Source organism: Streptomyces azureus, from assembly GCF_001270025.1.
Lineage (GTDB): Bacteria > Actinomycetota > Actinomycetes > Streptomycetales > Streptomycetaceae > Streptomyces > Streptomyces azureus.
In genome coordinates, this window is sequence record NZ_DF968188.1 from 1 (window position 1) to 19,865 (window position 19,865).

Annotated in this window: 19 protein-coding genes and 1 pseudogene; 15 read left to right on the plus strand and 5 right to left on the minus strand. The window is 70.9% G+C overall.

The genetic code is table 11. From position 1 onward, the window contains the following. Window positions 1-190: 190 nt before the first annotated feature. The 8 genes from AOQ53_RS01105 (at window position 191) to AOQ53_RS01140 (ending at window position 7,216) form a co-directional block, all read left to right on the plus strand. Window positions 191-1,480, plus strand: coding sequence for a glucarate dehydratase family protein (locus AOQ53_RS01105; RefSeq protein ID WP_059414058.1), 1,290 nt, complete (start codon window positions 191-193; stop codon window positions 1,478-1,480). Window positions 1,481-1,620: 140 nt separating this feature from the next. Beyond that, entirely contained in the window at window positions 1,621-2,757 is a 1,137-nt protein-coding gene (locus tag AOQ53_RS01110) for a carbohydrate kinase family protein (RefSeq protein ID WP_059414059.1), read from the plus strand. A gap of 177 nt (window positions 2,758-2,934) precedes the next feature. Beyond that, window positions 2,935-4,002: a PhoH family protein gene (locus AOQ53_RS01115; RefSeq protein WP_078945087.1), complete on the plus strand. Its 1,068-nt coding sequence runs from the start codon at window positions 2,935-2,937 to the stop codon at window positions 4,000-4,002. Between the two features lie 14 nt (window positions 4,003-4,016). Continuing rightward, on the plus strand, window positions 4,017-4,514 hold the full coding sequence (ybeY, locus tag AOQ53_RS01120) for an rRNA maturation RNase YbeY (protein WP_059414063.1): 498 nt from the start codon (window positions 4,017-4,019) through the stop codon (window positions 4,512-4,514). A gap of 8 nt (window positions 4,515-4,522) precedes the next feature. Next, window positions 4,523-5,827 carry a hemolysin family protein gene (locus AOQ53_RS01125; RefSeq protein WP_059414065.1) on the plus strand — a complete coding sequence of 435 codons (1,305 nt, stop codon included), beginning with the start codon at window positions 4,523-4,525 and terminating at the stop codon, window positions 5,825-5,827. Then, complete coding sequence (locus AOQ53_RS01130) at window positions 5,824-6,183, plus strand: MmcQ/YjbR family DNA-binding protein (RefSeq protein WP_059414068.1); 360 nt, start codon at window positions 5,824-5,826, stop codon at window positions 6,181-6,183. The genes AOQ53_RS01125 and AOQ53_RS01130 overlap by 4 nt, the downstream gene beginning before the upstream one ends. Before the next feature lie 20 nt (window positions 6,184-6,203). Then, window positions 6,204-6,557 carry a cytidine/deoxycytidylate deaminase family protein gene (locus AOQ53_RS01135; RefSeq protein ID WP_059414070.1) on the plus strand — a complete coding sequence of 118 codons (354 nt, stop codon included), beginning with the start codon at window positions 6,204-6,206 and terminating at the stop codon, window positions 6,555-6,557. A gap of 182 nt (window positions 6,558-6,739) precedes the next feature. Then, window positions 6,740-7,216 (plus strand): hypothetical protein, encoded by a 477-nt coding sequence (locus AOQ53_RS01140; RefSeq protein WP_059414072.1) that lies wholly within the window; start codon window positions 6,740-6,742, stop codon window positions 7,214-7,216. 21 nt (window positions 7,217-7,237) lie between these two features. Here AOQ53_RS01140 and AOQ53_RS01145 read toward each other — a convergent pair whose 3' ends face one another. Beyond that, complete coding sequence (locus AOQ53_RS01145; RefSeq protein WP_059414074.1) at window positions 7,238-7,576, minus strand: P-II family nitrogen regulator; 339 nt, start codon at window positions 7,574-7,576, stop codon at window positions 7,238-7,240. A gap of 181 nt (window positions 7,577-7,757) precedes the next feature. On the opposite strand from AOQ53_RS01145, the gene era reads away from it, so the two are divergent. Then, complete coding sequence (gene era / locus AOQ53_RS01150) at window positions 7,758-8,720, plus strand: GTPase Era (RefSeq protein ID WP_086605467.1); 963 nt, start codon at window positions 7,758-7,760, stop codon at window positions 8,718-8,720. Window positions 8,721-8,734: 14 nt separating this feature from the next. Here era and AOQ53_RS01155 read toward each other — a convergent pair whose 3' ends face one another. Then, entirely contained in the window at window positions 8,735-9,181 is a 447-nt protein-coding gene (locus tag AOQ53_RS01155) for an ATP-binding protein (protein WP_059414078.1), read from the minus strand. Window positions 9,182-9,328: 147 nt separating this feature from the next. Here AOQ53_RS01155 and AOQ53_RS01160 point away from each other — a divergent pair. Further along, window positions 9,329-9,752, plus strand: a pseudogene (locus AOQ53_RS01160) (SAM-dependent methyltransferase); the annotation flags it as partial. Here AOQ53_RS01160 and AOQ53_RS01165 read toward each other — a convergent pair. From AOQ53_RS01165 to AOQ53_RS01175, 3 genes are all read right to left on the minus strand, one after another. Beyond that, a complete protein-coding gene (locus AOQ53_RS01165) occupies window positions 9,718-11,064 on the minus strand; it encodes a GH1 family beta-glucosidase (RefSeq protein WP_059414133.1) in 1,347 nt (448 codons plus the stop codon). The pseudogene AOQ53_RS01160 and the gene AOQ53_RS01165 overlap by 35 nt on opposite strands. Window positions 11,065-11,315: 251 nt before the next feature. Next, window positions 11,316-11,582, minus strand: a complete 267-nt coding sequence (locus tag AOQ53_RS01170) for a protealysin inhibitor emfourin (protein ID WP_059414081.1) — start codon at window positions 11,580-11,582, stop codon at window positions 11,316-11,318. Between the two features lie 20 nt (window positions 11,583-11,602). Continuing rightward, entirely contained in the window at window positions 11,603-12,673 is a 1,071-nt protein-coding gene (locus tag AOQ53_RS01175) for a M4 family metallopeptidase (protein WP_059414083.1), read from the minus strand. A 322-nt stretch (window positions 12,674-12,995) separates the two neighbouring features. Here AOQ53_RS01175 and leuA point away from each other — a divergent pair, with 322 nt between their 5' ends. From leuA to AOQ53_RS01200, 5 genes are all read left to right on the plus strand, one after another. Further along, on the plus strand, window positions 12,996-14,717 hold the full coding sequence (gene leuA / locus AOQ53_RS01180; protein WP_059414085.1) for a 2-isopropylmalate synthase: 1,722 nt from the start codon (window positions 12,996-12,998) through the stop codon (window positions 14,715-14,717). Between the two features lie 186 nt (window positions 14,718-14,903). Beyond that, window positions 14,904-15,602, plus strand: a complete 699-nt coding sequence (locus AOQ53_RS01185) for a tellurite resistance TerB family protein (protein WP_059414088.1) — start codon at window positions 14,904-14,906, stop codon at window positions 15,600-15,602. Between the two features lie 169 nt (window positions 15,603-15,771). After that, on the plus strand, window positions 15,772-17,862 hold the full coding sequence (locus AOQ53_RS01190) for an MMPL family transporter (RefSeq protein ID WP_059414089.1): 2,091 nt from the start codon (window positions 15,772-15,774) through the stop codon (window positions 17,860-17,862). A 50-nt stretch (window positions 17,863-17,912) separates the two neighbouring features. Next, entirely contained in the window at window positions 17,913-19,163 is a 1,251-nt protein-coding gene (locus tag AOQ53_RS01195) for a sensor histidine kinase (protein WP_059414091.1), read from the plus strand. Next, window positions 19,160-19,822, plus strand: a complete 663-nt coding sequence (locus tag AOQ53_RS01200) for a response regulator (RefSeq protein ID WP_059414093.1) — start codon at window positions 19,160-19,162, stop codon at window positions 19,820-19,822. Before AOQ53_RS01195 ends, AOQ53_RS01200 begins: the two co-directional genes overlap by 4 nt. The last annotated feature ends 43 nt before the right edge of the window (window positions 19,823-19,865 follow it).

Sequence of the window (19,865 nt, forward strand, 5' to 3'; positions counted from 1 at the left end):
GGGGGGGGGGCTTCCTGCTGAAGGCTGGGTGATCGGGCCGCTTCGAGCGGTTGACGGCCCGCGTTCGCCTATTTAATCTGCATTCTCATACATAGATGATGTCTACATGAGGAGACCAGCTCTCGCTCGCCGACCTGGCCGCCCTCACCGTCCAACTCACCGCGGGACTCGACCTCGTAGGAGCCGCTCCGTGAACCTCGCCATCACCGACGTACGGCTGACGCCGATCCTGGTCGCGGACCCGCCGCTGCTGAACACGCAGGGCGTGCACCAGCCGTACACGCCCCGGCTGATCGTCGAGGTCGTCACGGCGGACGGGGTCACGGGCGTGGGGGAGACCTACGGCGACACCAAGTACCTGGAGCTGGCCCGGCCCTTCGCCGAGCGGCTGAAGGGGCGGCAGGTCAGCGATCTGAACGGGCTGTTCACGGTCGCGGACCAGGTCGCGGTGGACGCCTCCCGGGTCGAGAACGCCGTCGACGTCGGCGGGCTGCGCGGTGTCCAGACAGCCGACAAGCTGCGGCTGTCCGTCGTCTCCGCCTTCGAGGTCGCCTGCCTCGACGCCCTCGGCAAGGCTCTCGGGCTGCCGGTGCACGCGCTGCTCGGCGGCAAGGTGCGAGACGCCGTCGAGTACAGCGCGTACCTGTTCTACAAGTGGGCCGGCCACCCGAAGGGTGTCGCCTGCGAGAAGGACGACTGGGGGGCCGCCGTCGACCCGGCCGGGGTGGTGGAACAGGCCCGCCGGTTCACCGAGCGGTACGGCTTCACCTCCTTCAAACTCAAGGGCGGTGTCTTCCCGCCCGACGAGGAGATCGCGGCCGTACGGGCGCTCGCCGAGGCGTTCCCCGGTCACCCGCTGCGGCTCGACCCCAACGGCGCCTGGTCCCTGGAGACCTCGCTGAAGGTGGCGCGGGAGCTCGGGGACGTCCTGGAGTACCTGGAGGACCCGACCCTCGGCATCCCCGCCATGGCCGAGGTCGCCGAGCGGACCGAGGTGCCGCTCGCCACCAACATGTGCGTGACGACGTTCGCCGAGATCAAGGAGGCGTTCACCAAGGGCGCCGTCCAGGTGGTCCTCTCCGACCACCACTACTGGGGCGGGCTGCGCAACACCCAGCAGCTCGCCGCCGTCTGCCGCACCTTCGGTGTCGGTGTGTCGATGCACTCCAACACCCACCTGGGCATCTCGCTCGCCGCGATGACCCACGTGGCGGCCACCGTCCCGAACCTCCACCACGCCTGCGACTCCCACTACCCCTGGCAGCCGGAGGACGTGCTCACCGAGCGGCTCGGCTTCGAGGGCGGCAAGGTGACCGTGTCCGACGCGCCCGGGCTCGGTGTGGAGCTCGACCGTGAGCGGCTGGCCGTGCTGCACCGGCGGTGGCTGGAAGACGACGGTGCGCTGCGGGACCGCGATGACGCGGCGGCCATGCGGGTCGCCGACCCGGCGTGGGTGACGCCCTCGGTGCCCCGCTGGTAGGCCCGGCTCTCCGGTCGCTCAGGGGGCGCGCGGGGGGCCGGTGCGAGCTGACGGAACGGGTGGGCCCGGCGTGATCGGCGTCACGTTGTCAGTGATGTGGTGCAGACTGGCCTGATCCGCACCACGTCAGGGAGCGCATCGTGATCGCGTCCACCGCCCCGGCCGGAAAGGGCCCGGCCGGAAAGGGATCGCACCGCCAGACCCAGGTCGATCCCCTCGCCCCGCTGCGCGCGCCGGACGACCCGCCCTGGGACGTCTATCTCACCGGCACCGTCTTCCTCGACATCATCTTCACCGGGCTCGACTCCGCCCCGGTGCGCGGGACCGAGTCCTGGGCGCGCGGGATGGGCTCGAGCCCCGGCGGCGTCGCCAACATGGCCACCGCCCTGGCCCGCCTCGGCCTGCGTACGTCCCTCGCGGCGGCCTTCGGCGACGACCACTACGGCGACTACTGCTGGGACGCCCTGGAGCACGGCGAGGGCATCGACCTCTCCCCGTCGCGCACGGTGCCCGGCTGGCACTCCCCGGTGACGGTCTCCATGGCCTACGAGGGGGAGCGCACCATGGTCTCGCACGGCCACGAGCCGCCCCCGGAGGAGCCCGCCCCCGAGTGCCCGCCCCGCGCGCGTGCCGCCGTCGCCTCCCTCGCCCCCGGCGTGAGCGCGCCCTGGATCGCCCAGGCCGCGAGCAAGGGCGCGCGGGTCTTCGGCGACGTCGGCTGGGACGACACCGGCGCGTGGGACCTGGCGGCGCTGTCCGACCTGCGGTACTGCGAGGCGTTCCTGCCGAACGCGGAGGAGGCCATGCGGTACACGGGCGCGGACTGCCCGAGGGCGGCGGCACACGCGCTGACCGAGCACGTGCCGCTCGCGGTGGTCACGCTCGGGGCGGACGGGGCGTACGCGGTGGACCGGCGCACGGGGGAGACGGCTGAGGTGCCGGCGATCGAGGTCGAGGCGCTCGATCCGACGGGGGCGGGGGACGTGTTCGTCGCCGGGTTCGTGACGGGGACACTGGCGGACTGGCCACTGGCGGACCGGCTGGCCTTCGCCGGGCTGACCGCGGCGCTGTCCGTGCAGGAGTTCGGGGGGTCCTTGTCAGCGCCGGGGTGGTCGGAGATCGCGGCGTGGTGGCGGAGGGTCCAGTCGGTGGAGGGGCAGGATCCGGCGGCGTTGCGGCGGTACGGGTTCCTTGCAGGGCTTGTGTCGGATGAGTTGGTGAGGCCCTGGCCGTTGCGGCGGGCCGTGCCGACGATCGGGTTCCGGCGCTCCGCGTGACGCCCTGGCGGACCAGGGGGCTCCGCCCCGAGCGGTCGGGCAAGAAGCCCGGGTGAAAACCCCGCCCCCAAAACCCCTACGGCGTTGTCAGTCCCCCGTCGTACCCTGGGAATCGCGAGGCCGCCCTCAGCTACGCGGCCGTGAACAGGAGGAACCGCAGGCCTTCAGCGCCGGCCCATGACTCAGACACCCACAGCTCACACCCCCGCGCAGGAGCAGGCCAGAGCACAGTTCACCGTCCCTGCCCAGCACCCCATGGTGACGGTGCTGGGGTCCGGCGACGCCCTCCTCCGCGTGATCGAGAAGGCCTTCCCGGCGGCCGACATCCACGTCCGGGGCAATGAGATCAGCGCGGTCGGCGACCCCGTGGACGTCGCCCTCATCGCCCGCGTGTTCGACGAGATGATGCTGGTGCTCCGCACCGGACAGCCGATGACGGAGGACGCAGTGGAACGCTCGATCGCCATGCTCAAGGCGAGCGAGAACGGGGAGAGCGACGGCCAGGAAACCCCTGCCCAGGTGCTCACGCAGAACATCCTGTCCTCGCGAGGCCGCACGATCCGCCCCAAGACGCTCAACCAGAAGCGCTACGTGGACGCGATCGACAAGCACACGATCGTCTTCGGCATCGGCCCCGCGGGTACCGGCAAGACCTACCTGGCGATGGCCAAGGCGGTGCAGGCCCTGCAGTCCAAGCAGGTCAACCGCATCATCCTGACCCGCCCGGCGGTCGAGGCGGGAGAGCGGCTCGGATTCCTCCCGGGCACGCTCTACGAGAAGATCGACCCGTACCTGCGCCCGCTCTACGACGCGCTGCACGACATGCTCGACCCGGACTCGATCCCGCGGCTGATGGCGGCGGGCACGATCGAGGTCGCGCCGCTCGCCTACATGCGCGGCCGCACGCTCAACGACGCCTTCATCATCCTGGACGAGGCCCAGAACACGAGCCCCGAGCAGATGAAGATGTTCCTCACCCGCCTCGGCTTCGACTCGAAGATCGTGATCACGGGTGACGTGACGCAGGTCGACCTCCCGGACGGGACGAAGAGCGGTCTGCGGCAGGTGCAGGACATCCTGGACGGCGTCGAGGACGTCCACTTCTCCCGCCTGTCGTCCCACGACGTCGTCCGGCACAAGCTGGTGGGCCGTATCGTCGACGCGTACGAGCAGTACGACACCAAGCACGGCACCCAGAACGGCGCGCACAAGGGCCGCGGCAAGTCCGGGCACAAGGGGAAGTAGACACACACAGCACCATGTCGATCGACGTCAACAACGAGTCCGGCACCGAGGTCGACGAGCAGGCGATCCTCGACATCGCCCGCTACGCGCTGGCGCGGATGCGCATCCACCCGCTCTCCGAGCTCTCGGTGATCGTCGTGGACGCCGCCGCCATGGAGCAGCTGCACATCCAGTGGATGGACCTGCCGGGCCCCACGGATGTCATGTCCTTCCCGATGGACGAGCTGCGCCCGCCCTCCAAGGACGACGACGAGCCGCCGCAGGGTCTGCTCGGCGACATCGTGCTGTGCCCCGAGGTCGCGGAGAAGCAGGGCAAGGAAGCGGACACGCAGCACTCCATGGACGAGGAGCTCCAGCTGCTCACCGTCCACGGTGTGCTGCACCTGCTGGGCTACGACCACGAGGAACCGGACGAGAAGGCCGAGATGTTCGGTCTCCAGGCGGCCATCGTGGACGGCTGGCGCGCGGAGCGGGGCCTGACCGGCCCGTCCCCGGCGCCGACGGTCTCGTAGCGCCGCCGATGAGTCCGCAACTCGCCCTGGGCGCGGTCGCCCTGGTCGTCGTGGCCTGGCTCTTCGCGTGCGCGGAGGCGGGCCTCGCGCGCGTCTCCAGCTTCCGCGCCGAGGAGGCCGTGCGCTCCGGCCGCCGGGGCAGCGCCAAGCTGGCCCAGGTCGCCGCCGACCCGACCCGCTACCTGAACGTGGCACTGCTGGTGCGCGTCGCCTGCGAGATGGCCGCCGCCGCGCTGATCACGTACGGCTGCCTGATGGAGTTCGACAACACGACCGAGGCCCTCCTGATCGCCATCGCGGTCATGGTCCTCGTGTCGTACGTCGCCGTCGGCGTCTCCCCGCGCACCATCGGCCGCCAGCACCCGCTGAACACGGCGACGCTCTCGGCATACGTCCTGGTGCCGCTGGCCCGGATCATGGGCCCGATCCCGTCGCTGCTGATCCTCATCGGCAACGCGCTCACCCCCGGCAAGGGCTTCCGCCGCGGTCCCTTCGCCTCCGAGGCGGAGCTGCGCGCGCTGGTCGACCTCGCCGAGAAGGAGTCGCTCATCGAGGACGACGAGCGCCGCATGGTGCACTCGGTCTTCGAGCTGGGCGACACCCTCGTCCGCGAGGTCATGGTCCCGCGTACGGACCTGGTGGTCATCGAGCGCTTCAAGACCATCCGCCAGGCCCTCACTCTCGCCCTGCGCTCCGGCTTCTCCCGGATCCCGGTGACCGGCGAGAGCGAGGACGACATCGTCGGGATCGTGTACCTGAAGGACCTGGTCCGCAAGACGCACATCAGCCGCGAGGCCGAGTCCGAGCAGGTGTCCACGGCGATGCGGCCGGCGTTCTTCGTGCCCGACACCAAGAACGCGGGCGACCTGCTGCGCGAGATGCAGAAGGAACGCAACCACGTCGCCGTCGCCGTCGACGAGTACGGCGGCACCGCCGGCATCGTCACCATCGAGGACATCCTCGAGGAGATCGTCGGCGAGATCACCGACGAGTACGACCGCGAACTGCCGCCGGTGGAGGACCTCGGCAAGGACCGCTACCGGGTCACCGCCCGCCTGGACATCGGCGACCTGGGCGAGCTGTACGGCCTGGAGGCGTTCGACGACGAGGACGTCGAGACCGTCGGAGGTCTGCTGGCGAAGGCGCTGGGCCGGGTTCCCATCGCCGGTGCCTCGGCCGTCGTGGAACTCCCCGACGGCCGGGAACTGCGCCTGACCGCGGAGGCCGCGGCCGGCCGCCGCAACAAGATCGTGACGGTGCTGGCGGAGCCGGTGGACCCGGCGGATCTCCCGGAGGAGGAGAAGCCGGAATGACCCCGCAGGAACTGCGCGCGTTCTGCCTGTCCTTCAACGCGGCCGTCGAGGACTTCCCGTTCAGCCCGGAGATCTCGGTCTTCAAGGTCCAGGGCAAGCTGTTCGCCCTGTCGCACCTCGACGCGCGCCCCTTGAAGGTCAACCTCAAATGCGACCCGGACGACGCGATCCGGCTGCGCCGCGAGCACGAGGGCCTGATCGTCCCGGGCTGGCACATGAACAAGCGGCACTGGAACACGGTCACGGCCGGCGGGGGACTCCCGGACCGGCTGGTCCGGGAGCTCGTCGAGGACTCGTACGACCTCGTCGTCGCGGGCCTGCCGCGAGCCGACCGCCTCCGCCTCGACCGGCCCTGACGCTTCCGTATGCTCGGATCATGACCGACAGCAGCGCACTCGACGCCGAGGACCGCAAGATCGTCACCCTCGCCCGTTCCGCACGGGCCCGCAACGGCGTGCCCGAGGGGGCGGCCGTACGGGACGAGACCGGACGTACGTATGTCGCGGGGACCGTGGCCCTCGACTCGCTGAAGCTCAGTGCCCTCCAGACGGCCGTGGCGATGGCGGTGGCCTCGGGCGCGAAGTCCCTGGAGGCCGCGGCCGTGGTGACGGAGGCGGAGACCGCGTCCGACGAGGACCGGGCGGTGGTAAGGGATCTCGGTGGCGCCCAGACGCCGGTGTTGGTGGCCGGGCCCGACGGGACGGTTCGTGCGACGGTGACCGCCGGCTGACGTGCCGGCCGGACTTCGGTGTAACCGGCGGTAATTAGGCGAGTTTTCAACCTTGCCGCCGTCTGCCCCGGACGCATCAATGGAACCGTCAGTTCCGACGGACCGTCAGGTTCGGCTCTCGGCAGTGTGTCCGCATCCACGTGCCGAGCGGTCCCCCCACACGGAAACGGAGCCGGAATCCCATGAGATGCAAGCGAATCGGAGCAGGCGCGGCCCTGGCGGCCGGGGCCCTCGCGGTCACCGGGCTCGCCTTCGCCCCCGCCGCACTCGCCGTCACCCCCCAGACGGCGACGATCAGCGCCGACTGCGGCACCTTCGGCAGTGGCGAGGCCACGCTCACGGCCACGCAGGACGGCACCGCCGCCACGCTCACCGTCAAGTCATCCGCGATCACCGCGCCGATCGCGCTCGGCGAGGACTCGATCGCGTCCACGCTCACCCTGGCGAAGGCCGACGGCGGCACCGTCGACTTCACCGGCACGGAGAACCCGGCGATGGCCGCCGGCGCCCCCGTCGAGGTCGGCCCCCTCAGCGGCACCGTGGCCTCCGGCGACAGCCTGGAGGCCTTCGGCGGCTCGCTGAAGATGACCGTCTTCGGCATCACCATCACCTGCACGGCGACCGGGCCGCAGTCGCCGGGCCCGTTCGTGTTCGACTGATCCCGGCGGGCCGGGCGCGACCTACAGCGCGTCCGGCCCGCGCTCGCCCGTCCGCACCCGCACGACCGTGTCCACGGGCAGCGCCCACACCTTGCCGTCGCCGATCTTGCCGGTGTGCGCGGCCTTCACGACCGTGTCGATGACGGCCTCGGCGTCCGCGTCCTCGACGACGACCTCGATGCGGATCTTCGGCACCAGGTCGACCTGGTACTCGGCGCCGCGGTACACCTCGGTGTGGCCGCGCTGTCGGCCGTAGCCGCTGGCCTCGCTCACGGTCAGGCCGTGCACGCCGAGCTCTTGCAGGGCGTTCTTGATCTCGTCGAGGCGGTACGGCTTGACGATCGCGGTGATGAGCTTCATGCCTGGTGGGTGACCTTCTGGGCGGGGGAGAAGAGGAGGGGGCCGGGGCGCCGTGGCCCAGGATGCCGTGATCGTAGGCCGTCTCGGCGCGCACCGTAAGGCCCAGGCCGGTCTGCGCCCGGAGGCACCCGGTGGGCGGCGTTCGGGCGCCGGTGCGGCACGGCTCTGTGGATCAGGGAGAATGGGCGCCATGAGCGTTCGTACCCAGTCATCCGAAAAGCCGGCCGAAGCTGTCCACAGGGCTGGCTTCGCCTGCTTCGTGGGCCGTCCCAACGCGGGCAAGTCCACCCTCACGAATGCTCTGGTCGGCCAGAAGGTGGCGATCACGGCGAACCAGCCGCAGACGACGCGGCACACCGTGCGGGGCATCGTGCACCGCCCGGACGCCCAGCTGATCCTGGTCGACACTCCGGGGCTGCACAAGCCGCGCACGCTGCTGGGCGAGCGGCTGAACGACATCGTGCGCACCACGTGGGCCGAGGTGGACGTGATCGGCTTCTGCCTGCCGGCGAACGAGAAGCTCGGCCCCGGTGACCGCTTCATCGCGAAGGAGCTGGCGTCCATCCGGAAGACGCCGAAGATCGCGATCGTCACGAAGACCGACCTGGTGGACGGCAAGACGCTCGCCGAGCAGCTCATCGCGATCGACCAGCTCGGCAAGGAGCTCGGCTTCGAGTGGGCCGAGATCGTCCCGGTGTCGGCGGTCGGCGACAAGCAGGTGGGCCTGCTGGCCGACCTGATCGTCCCCCTCCTGCCGGAGGGCCCGGCGCTCTACCCCGAGGGCGACCTGACCGACGAGCCCGAGCAGGTCATGATCGCGGAGCTGATCCGGGAGGCCGCGCTGGAGGGTGTGCGCGACGAGCTTCCCCATTCCATCGCCGTGGTCGTCGAGGAGATGCTCCCCCGCGAGGACCGCCCCGCCGACAAGCCCCTTCTCGACATCCACGCCTTCGTCTACATCGAGCGCCCCAGCCAGAAGGGCATCATCATCGGCCCCAAGGGCAAGCGCCTGAAGGAGGTCGGCATCAAGTCCCGCAAACAGATCGAGGCTCTGCTGGGCACTCCGGTGTTCTTGGACCTGCATGTGAAGGTCGCCAAGGACTGGCAGCGGGATCCGCGGCAGCTGCGCAAGCTGGGGTTCTGAGGGTCCCGGGCGCGTTATGACGCCGTCGCAAGGCTCGCCCACACCGCGTTGCCGCCAGTGCGCGGCGAGCGGGTGACTCCCCAGCTGTCGGCTATCTCGCGCACGAGCAGCAGACCCCGGCCGCCCTCGTCGTCGAGGCCGGGGCAGCAGTCGGGGATGCCGCGGCCCGTGAGGTCGCCGTCGTGCACCTCCAACCGGAAGCGCTCGTCCGTCATCCGCCCGACGCCGCACAGGATCCGCTCGCTGGACGTGTGCAGTACGGCGTTCGTCACCAGCTCGGACACGAGCAGGACGGCGTTCGCGCACACCTCGTCGGGTACCTGCCACGAGGCCAGCCACGCCCGCGTGGCATGACGGGCGACTCTGACGCTGGTCCGCTGGGGCGGCAGTTCCAGCCAGTGGGTGCGGCCCGGGCGCACCGCGTCCAGGAACCGGGAGGTGGAAGTCGTGTGGGGGGACACGGCGGTCGCCTTCCGTGGGGGGTGGGCGCAGTCATGGAAGGGGCGAGGCGCGAAACGGACCGGCCGGAAAGGGGAGTTCAGGGTTCCGGCGTCGTCTTCACACAGTAACTATGCTCGCAGAGCAGTTCACGCTGCAACCATCTGCCGGTAGACGTCAACGACCCCCAGGTACTCCTGAACGCACCCGAACTGGCAGAGGTCCTGGACCTGAGCCGCCCGGTCGGGCTGTCCCTCAACGCCCTGATGCACTTCGTCACCGACGCCCAGGACCCGTACGGCATCGTGCGCCGCCTGCTGGACGCCCTGCTCTCGGGCAGCGCCCTGGCGCTGAGCCACTGCACGCCCCCGACTTCGACCCGTCCACCTGGCAGAAGGTCACCGACATCTACACCTCGGCCGGGACGCCGTGCGGTTCCGCTCCCGGGCGGACGTCGCCCGCTTCTTCGACGGCCTGGAGCTGCTCGACCCGGGCGTCACCGTCGGCCACCGCTGGCGGCCCGGCCTCACCGACGGCGACGCCCCGACGGACGCCGAGGTCAGCCTGTGGACCGGGGTGGGCACCAAGCCGTAGTTCCCTGGGCCCGCAGCACCTCCCGGTACCAGCGGTACGACGACTTCGGGGTCCGTTCCAGGGTCTCGAAGTCGACGTGGACCAGGCCGAAGCGGCGTGCGTAGCCCTCCGCCCACTCGAAGTTGTCGAGCAGGGACCACACGAAGTAGCCGCGCACGTCGACGCCCGCCTCCAGCGCCCGGTGCAGAGCCCGGATGTGGCCGTCCAGGTAGGCGATGCGGTCCTGGTCGTCGATGTCCGGGTACGAGCAGCCGTTCTCGGTGATCACGACGGGCGGGAGCCGGTCGCCGTAGCGGTCGCGGAAGGCGGTGAGGAGTTCGGTCAGGCCCTCGGGCACGACCGGCCAGCCGAAGTCGGTGACCGGATGACCGGTGATCTCCAGGACCGCGAAGGGGAGTTCGGCGGGCATGGCGACGCCGCCGAAGGTGATGTCGGTGCCCTGCGGGGCGCCCACCCGCGTCGGCGCGTAGTAGTTGACGCCGTACCAGTCGACCGGCTCGGCGATCACCTCCAGGTCGGCCTCGACGTCCCCGGGCATCAGCTCGCCGATACCGTCCGGGTACCGGCCCAGCAGCACGGGGTCCGCGAACAGGCGGTTGAGCAGCACGTCGTAGAACTCGGCCGCCTCCACGTCCTCCGCCTCGGTCGACGCCGCCCAGGTCGGGCCGTGCGAGTTGGCGATGCCGATGTCGGTGGCGCCCGAGGCGCGCAGGGCCCGTACGGCCAGGCCGTGGGCCAGCAACTGGTGGTGGGCGGCCGGGAGCGCGTCGAACAGCAGTTGCCTGCCCGGTGCGTGCACGCCCAGGGCGTGGCCCAGCAGGGTGTGTTCGGCGGGCTCGTTGAGGGTGATCCACTTCGTCACCCGGTCCCCGAGGCGGCCGGCGACGAGCGAGACGTAGTCGGCGAAGCGCGCGGCCGTGTCCCTTTCCAGCCAGTCGAGGTCCGCCGGCAGGTCCCAGTGGAACAGGGTCGGCACCGGGCGGACCCCCGCCGCGCACAGGTCGTCCACCAGCCGGTCGTAGAAGTCCAGGCCCTTCTCGGACCGCACCCGGGGCCAGGAGACCGAGAAGCGGTAGGCGTTCACGCCGAGGTCGGCCAGCAGGGCCACGTCCTCGCGGTGGCGGTGGTAGTGGTCGCAGGCCACCGTCGCCGTCGAGCCGTCCTTCACCCGGCCCGGCTCGGCCGTGAAGGCGTCCCACACGGACGGCTCGCGCTCCTCCGCCGCGCCCTCGATCTGGTGCGCCGAGGTCGACACGCCCCAGAGGAAGCCGGCCGGGAAGCGGGGGATCGGATTGCCTGCGTCAGTCGCCATGCGCTGGATCATCCGTACCAGCGGTAACAGAAGTCAACGGGCTTGTGGCGAGGACCTGTTACCGGGAACTCCTGGTGTATCCGGCGGGCGGAGACGCCGTGTCGTCGCCGCCGGATACGCAGAGACGCTGAACGCCTGTGGAGTGCCGGTAAGACGGGCAAACGCGCCCGCACAGCGCGGTGAAGCAGGAAGCCGCCGCAAGGGTCGGCCGACCCAGGCCGCATTCCCTGGACTTCAGGCCAGGGAGCACGTCAAGCACCTTCCTTCAGCACCCGCGAGATCAGCTTCCGCTGTTCGTCCGTCAGTCGCGGGTCGGCCGCGTACACCGTCTTCCCGTCCACGGTGATCTGGTAGCTGAACCCGTCCGGAACCCCGATCGGCGGCGTGCTCCGGCCGGCGGCGACCGCCTGCTCGGCCAGTGCGTGCCATTCGGGGGCATCGGGGCGGCCGGAGGTGTCCACCTCGGCATGTCGCTCGATGCCCGCGAACCCGCCCGTGCGCCTCACCTGAATACGCATGGCACCTGTCTAGTACGGAACTACAGGGTCCGCACCCCGACCTGCTCCCAGGCCTTCGACACGGCGTCCAGCTCCTCGCCGTCGCCGAACCGCTCCCGCGCGGCCTTGACGGTGAGCGTGGCGAAGTCGGCGAACATCGCCTGCTGCTTCAGCTCGCCGCCGGTCAGCACGTCGTACCAGATCAGCCCCGCGCGCTCCCAGGCGTGGCCGCCGAGGGCCGTGGCCGCCAGGTAGAAGGCGTGGTTCGGGATGCCCGAGTTGATGTGGACGCCGCCGTTGTCGCGGCCGGTGCGGACGAAGTCGTCCATCGTCGCCGGCTGCGGGTCCTTGCCCAGGACGTCGTCGTCGTACGCCGTGCCCGGCTCCTTCATGGAACGCAGTGCCTTGCCCGTCACCCGCGGGGCGAGCAGGCCGGCGCCGATCAGCCAGTCGGCCTCGGCGGCGGTCTGGCCGAGCGTGTACTGCTTGATGAGCGAGCCGAAGACGTCCGACACGGACTCGTTCAGCGCGCCGGGCTGGCCGAAGTAGGTGAGGTTGGCCGTGTACTGCGTGACGCCGTGGACCAGTTCGTGGCCGATGACGTCGATCGGGATGGTGAAGTCGAGGAAGATCTCGCCGTCCCCGTCGCCGAAGACCATCTGCTCGCCGTTCCAGAAGGCGTTGTTGTACTCGCGGTCGTAGTGCACGGTCGCGTCCAGCGGAAGGCCGTTGCCGTCGATCGAGTCGCGCTGGTACGCCTTCAGGAGCAGCTCGAAGGTCGCGCCGAGGCCGGCGTAGGCGCGGTTGACGGTGGCGTCCTTGCCGGGCTTGTCGCCCTCGCCCCGCACCTTGTGGCCGGGCAGGTCCGTGCCGTGCCGGGCGTCGTGGACCGTGCGGTGCGGCTTGGCGGGCACGGCCCCGGCGGGCTGGGCCACGGACGGGGCGCCGACGACCGTGGTCAGCCGGCGGTGGGTGCGCTCCAGGGCGTCGCGCTCCAGGGTCCGGCGGGCGGGTCCGGCGAGCGCGGGGTCCTCGGCCTGGGAGAGCTTGTCGAGGACGTGGGGCGGAACGATGGTGCAGAAGACGGGCTCGAAGCCCCCGTGAGTCGTCATGCCCGGCACCCTTGCACTGCGTGACGGTGCTGTCACTAGTAGCCACCATGATTGGTGAAATACCGGGACAAGGGTCTTCACTCTCCGTGGTGAAGTGGTGTGGCGCACTTTTTGTCCCGTATGTGCGTCCGGTCCCGCATACTGATACGGACCCGCGCACCCGGAGGGCCTCGGCTAGCATGCTGCGCATCATGCGTTTCGGGCTGCTTCTCCTTAGCTGCCGCGGCGAGGGCCTGTAGTCGAGGCCGACTCCCTCCCCGCGGAGCTTGGTGCTGCGTCGTCGGCCGTCCTTCCGGACACCCTCTGAGGAGCCCTAAGCATCATGGCGAACCGCCAGCAGCCCAGTTCCATGCCGATCCACAAGTACGGCCGCTACGAGCAGGTCGACATCCCGGACCGCACCTGGCCGGACAAGCGCATCACCACCGCCCCCCGCTGGCTCTCCACCGACCTGCGTGACGGCAACCAGGCCCTGATCGACCCCATGTCGCCCGCCCGTAAGCGCGCGATGTTCGACCTGCTGGTCAAGATGGGCTACAAGGAGATCGAGGTCGGCTTCCCGGCCTCCGGCCAGACCGACTTCGACTTCGTACGCTCCATCATCGAGGAGCCCGGGGCCATCCCCGACGACGTCACCATCTCCGTGCTGACCCAGGCCCGCGAGGACCTGATCGAGCGCACGGTGGAGTCGCTGAAGGGCGCCAAGCGCGCGACCGTCCACCTCTACAACGCCACCGCCCCCGTCTTCCGCCGGGTCGTCTTCCGGGGCTCCAAGGACGACATCAAGCAGATCGCCGTCGACGGCACGCGGCTGGTCATGGAGTACGCGGAGAAACTGCTGGGTCCGGAGACGGAGTTCGGCTACCAGTACTCGCCGGAGATCTTCACCGACACCGAGCTGGACTTCGCGCTGGAGGTCTGCGAGGCGGTCATGGACGTCTGGCAGCCCGGCCCGGGCCGCGAGATCATCCTCAACCTGCCCGCCACGGTGGAGCGTTCGACCCCCTCGACCCACGCGGACCGCTTCGAGTGGATGGGTCGCAACCTCTCCCGCCGCGAGCACGTCTGCCTGTCGATCCACCCGCACAACGACCGCGGCACGGCCGTCGCCGCCGCCGAGCTGGCCCTGATGGCCGGTGCCGACCGTGTCGAGGGCTGCCTGTTCGGGCAGGGCGAGCGCACCGGCAACGTCGACCTGGTCACCCTGGGCATGAACCTGTTCTCCCAGGGCGTCGACCCGCAGATCGACTTCTCCGGCATCGACGAGATCCGTCGCACGTGGGAGTACTGCAACCAGATGGAGGTCCACCCGCGCCACCCGTACGTGGGCGACCTGGTCTACACGTCCTTCTCCGGCTCCCACCAGGACGCCATCAAGAAGGGCTTCGACGCCATGGAGGCCGACGCGGCCGCCAAGGGCGTCACCGTCGACGACATCGAGTGGGCGGTCCCGTACCTGCCGATCGACCCCAAGGACGTCGGCCGCTCCTACGAGGCCGTCATCCGGGTCAACTCGCAGTCCGGCAAGGGCGGTATCGCGTACGTCCTGAAGAACGACCACAAGCTGGAACTGCCCCGGCGGATGCAGATCGAGTTCTCGAAGATCATCCAGGCGAAGACCGACGCCGAGGGCGGCGAGGTCACGCCGAAGGACATCTGGGCGGCCTTCGAGGACGAGTACCTGCCCAACCCCGAGAACCCGTGGGGCCGGATCCAGGTCAAGAACAACCAGTCGACGACGGACACCGACGGCGTGGACACGCTGACGGTCGAGGCCACGGTCGACGGCCAGGACACCGTCCTGTCCGGCTCCGGCAACGGGCCGATCTCGGCCTTCTTCGACGCGCTCCAGTCCGTCGGCATCGACGTACGGCTGCTGGACTACCAGGAGCACACGATGAGCGAGGGCGCTTCCGCGCAGGCCGCCTCCTACATCGAATGCGCGATCGACGACAAGGTTCTGTGGGGGATCGGAATCGACGCGAACACCACGCGCGCCTCGCTGAAGGCGGTCGTCTCGGCCGTCAACCGCGCGACTCGCTGACCAGTCCCGACGATGGTTCGAGGGCTTCGTCCGCCGTTGTCCGGCGGGCGGAGCCCCGTCGTATACCGGCCAATCCCTGTGTGGGTCACGGAAAGGTCTCCTCCGGGGTGCTGACTCCTCCTCATAGATGTGGCTAACATCACGCAAGCGCGGCGACGCTGCCGTGCGGCATGACGGAGGTGCGACGTGCTGCCAGGACGGGGACGAAACGGCCATGCCGCCAGGTTGTCGAGCATCCTGGGCACCCGTACCGCGTGGACGCCCGCCGGTGACGGGGAGTTCTTCTGCCCCGGCTGCGGCGGCGACCGCAACTACCAGCGGTTGACCGGACAACGCCGCTTCACTCTGCTCGGCCTGCCCTTGCTGCCGCGCGGCGAGACCGGCCCGGTCGTGGAGTGCGCCGCCTGCCGCCGCCACTTCGGCATGGACGTCCTCGACCATCCGACCACCACCCGCTTCTCCGCGATGCTCCGCGACGCCGTGCACACCGTCGCCCTCGCCGTGCTGGCCGCGGGCGGCGCCGGTTCCCGTACGGCGCTGGAGTCCGCGGTGCTCGCCGTGCGCGCGGCCGGCTTCGACGACTGTACGGAGGAGCAGCTGGCCGCCCTCGTGGAGGCGCTGGAGGCGGACACCGGCCGGATCACCGGGGAGCCCTGCGGTGCGGGGCTGGCCATAGAGCTGCACGAGGCACTGGACCCGCTCGCCCCGCACCTCGCCACGGCGGGCCGCGAATCGATCCTGCTCCAGGGGGCGCGTATCGCCCTGGCGGACGGGCCGTACACACCGGCCGAGCGGGACGTGCTCGCGACGGTGGGGGCGGCGCTGACCATCTGCTCGGACGACGTGACGCGGGTGCTGGCGGAGGCGGCGCGTACGCCGTCGTAGGGGAGCGTCTCTTCCCGCTGCCCCCGGCGTTACTCCCCGGGGAGTAATCCGCCGCTCGTACCGCCCTCGGCAGTAGCCCCCGATTCGGCCTCGGGCCCGACGAATCGGCCCCCGTGCGCCGGGATTCTGGAGACCGTTCCAGACACCCGGACCGGAGGGAGCCCGAGCAGTGGGGGACACAAGGAAAACCGCACGGCGGCGAGCCGTGCCCTGGGTGGTGGTCGGGCTGTGGCTCGCCGCGCTCGTGCTGGTCGGACCGCTCGCCGGGAAGTTCGCCGGCATCCAGCAGAACCGCGCGGTCGACTACCTGCCCGACAGTGCCGACTCCACGCAGGTGGCGCGGATCCAGGACCGGCTCCCGGGAGGCGAGTCGACCGACCTGGTGCTCGTGTACCACCGGGACGGCGGTCTCACCGACGCCGACCGGCGCACGGCCGCCGAGCAGGTCGCCGAGGTGCGCGGCGCCTACGACCTGACCGGCGAGCCGCGGGGCGTGCCGTCCGAGGACGGCTCCACCCTGATGTACCCGGTGTCCAGCACCCAGCCGGGCCAGGACGAGGAGGCCCGGAACGCCTTCGTGGACGGCGTGCGGGAGGTCGCCGAGGGGAGCGGCGGGCTGAGCGTCGAGGTCGGCGGGCCAGGGGCGCTGAACACCGACATGGGCAAGGTGTTCGAGACGATCGACGGCACCCTGCTGCTGGCCACGCTCGCCGTCGTCACCGTCCTGCTGATCCTGATCTACCGCAGCCCGTTCCTGTGGCTGGTGCCGCTCGCCGTGGCGGGCGTCGCCGCCGCCACCGCCATGGCCGCCGGGTACGGACTCCACGAACTGTTCGACGTCACCGTCACCGGTCAGAGCGGCGGCGTGATGACCGTGCTCGTCCTCGGCGCCGGAACCGACTACGCGCTGCTGCTCATCGCCCGCTACCGCGAGGAACTGCGGCGCCACGAACGGCCGTACGACGCCATGCGCACCGCTCTGCGCGGCTGCGGGCCGGCCATCCTCGCCTCCTCCGGGACCGTCGCGGCCGGGCTGCTGTGCCTGCTCGCGGCCGATCTCAACAGCAGCAGCGGCATGGGGCCGGTCGGCACGATCGGGGTACTCGCCGCGCTGGTCGCCATGACGACCCTGCTGCCCGCCGTGCTGGTGCTCCTCGGACGGCGGGTGTTCTGGCCGCTGATCCCCGCCTTCGGCAGTGAGCCCAAGGCCCGCCGGTCGCTGTTCGCCGCGATGGGGACCTCGGCGACGCGCCGGCCCGTCACCGTCCTGGCCGGCGGGGCCCTGCTGCTCGGTGCCCTCGCGCTCGGCACGCTGAACCTGTCCGGGAGCATCAAGCAGGAGGACTCCTTCACGGACCGGCCCGAGTCGATCACCGCGATGCAGACGCTGGCGCGGGAGTATCCGGAGCGCAGCAGCCGGCCGGTGACCGTCATCGCCCCCGACGAGCGGGCCGACGCGGTTCTGGACCGGGTCCGTGCGACGGACGGTGTCGCCGAGGTCGCCCCGGGGCGCTCCGGCTCGGGGTGGACCGAGATGGCGGTCTTCACCACTGCCTCGCCCGAGACCACGGCCGAGACCCGGACCATCGAGGCCCTGCGTGCCGGGCTCGACACGACGGGCGCCTACGTCGGCGGGCCCAGCGCGCAGCAGATCGACCTGGCCGACAGTGAGTCCCGGGACCGGAAGGTGATCGTGCCGCTGGTGCTGGCGGCCGTGTTCGTCATCCTGGTCGGGCTGTTGCGGAGTCTCGTCGCGCCGTTGCTGCTGCTGGCGGCGGTGGTGGCGGTGTGGGGCGCGGCCCTCGGCATCGGGGGCCTGGTGTTCGAGCCGGTGTTCGGCTTCTCGGGCAACGATCCCGGACTCGGGCTGCTGTCCTTCGTGTTCCTGGTCGCCCTCGGGGTGGACTACGGGATCTTCCTCATGCATCGGATGCGGGAGGAGTCCGTGAAGGGTGCCGAACCGGAGGCTGCCGCGCTCACCGCTCTGCGGACGACCGGTGGGGTCATCGCCTCGGCGGGGGTGGTGCTCGCGGCGACGTTCGCGGTGCTGACGACGCTGCCGATGGTGGGGCTGGTGGAGCTCGGCTTCGTCATCGCGGTGGGGGTGCTGCTGGACACGTTCCTGGTGCGCACGTACCTGGTGACCACCGCGAGTGTGCTGCTCAAGCGGCGGATGTGGTGGCCGGGGAGGCTCTCCCGCGCGACGGAGCGGACGGCCCCGCCTCAGGAGCGGAAGCCCTTGGCCGCGAACGCCCCCTGACCGACCGACGGCGCCCCTCCTCTCCCGGAGGGGCGCCTTCCTGGCCCAGGATGATGCCCGTGCAGGCACCCACCACACCGTCGGCGACCTGGTCGCGGCCCGCGGAGCGGATCATGGCCGCGATCAACCGCGAGCCCCTGACCGCCCCGCACGCCATCCGCAACGACGCGTTGCTCGCCGTTCTGACGGCCGCGCTCGCCGTCGTCCTCGCGCTGTTCGTCGACGACGGCCGCAGGCCCGACGCGCCCGGCTGGGCCCTGCTGCTCGTCTCCCACGTGCCGCTGGTGTGGCGCCGCCGCCGTCCCCTGCTCGTCCTGCTCGCCGTGGTGGCCTGCGTCTTCCCCTACCACTTCCTCGACTACCCGCACACCGCCGCCACCCAGGCCGCGTACGTCGCCCTCTACACCGTCGCTGTCACCGGCCGGCCGCTGCGCACCGTCCTGGTCGGCATCGGCGTCATCACCCTGTCGGTGAGCGTGATGCTCACCATCAGCGCCCACGAGGCGCTGGGGCTGCTGAAGGCATCCGGCTGGGTCGTCGCCGTGCTGTTCCTCGGCGTCGACGTGCGCTTCTACCGCCAGTACGTCGCCTCCATCGTGGAACGCGCCGAACGCGCCGAGCGCACCCGCGAGGAGGAGGCCCGGCGGCGGGTCGCCGAGGAGCGGCTGCGGATCGCCCGGGACCTGCACGACCTGCTCGCGCACACCATCACCCTCATCGGCGTGCAGACCTCCGTCGCCGCCCACGTGCTGTCCGCCGACCCCGAGCGGCTCGACCGGGAGACCGTGGCCAAGGCGCTGGACGACATCGCCGAGACCTGTCGCAGCGCCCGCGGGGAGCTCCGTACGACGCTGGAGGTGTTGCGCGAGCACGGTTCTCCGGACGCCCGCGGTCCGCTGCCCGGCCTGGACGGTCTGACCGACCTGGCGGAGGCCGCGCGGCTCGCCGGTGCCCGGGTCGAGCAGACCGTACGGATACGGCAGGCGCCGCCCGCCGTGGGCGCCGCCGCCTACCGCATCGTGCAGGAGGCGCTGACCAACGCGGTACGGCACGCGGGACCCGGACCGGCCGTCCGCGTCGATCTGGTGGAACGGGAGGGCGCCCTGCACCTGTCGGTCAGCGACGACGGCACGGCACCGGGCGCGGGCGGCACCCCGGGCTTCGGACTGGTCGGAATGCGCGAGCGGGCGCGCAGTGTGGGTGGCACACTCGACGCCGGTCCCCGTGCGGACGGCGGCTTCGAGGTGACCGCCGTGCTGCCGCTGACGAAGACGGGGACCATGGGGGAGGGGACCGGATGACCATCCGAGTACTGCTCGCGGACGACCAGACCCTGGTACGGGAGGCGTTCGCGATGCTCGTGGAGTCGGCCCGGGACATGGAGGTCGTCGGCCAGGCCGCCACCGGCCGGCAGGCCGTGCGACTGGCCCGCAGCGAGCGCGCCGACCTCGTGGTGATGGACATCCGCATGCCCGACCTGGACGGCATCGAGGCGACCCGGCTCATCGCGGCCGACGAGGACCTCGCGGGCGTCCGCGTCCTGGTCCTCACCACGTACGACACCGACGAGAACATCGTGGACGCCCTGCGCGCCGGCGCCTCCGGGTTCCTGGTGAAGGACACCAGGCCGGCCGAACTCCTCGACGCCATCCGTACGGTCGCGGCCGGGGAGTCCCTGCTGTCGCCGGGGCCCACGGCACGGCTGATCGAGCGGTTCCTGCGCAGCCCCTCGGCACCGGAGACCGGTGGGCCGGAGTGCCTGTCCGGCCGTGAGCGGGAAGTGCTGTCACTGGTCGCGCGCGGCCTCAACAACACCCAGATAGCCGACGCGTTGGGCCTGAGCCCGCTGACCGCGAAGACCCACGTCAGCCGCATCATGGGCAAGCTGGCGGCGCGGGACCGGGCGCAGTTGGTCATCGTCGCGTACGAGTCGGGGCTGGTGACGCCGGGGAGCATCTGACGGACAGGTACTGTCCGATGCTCCGTCACGCTCCGTCAGGAGA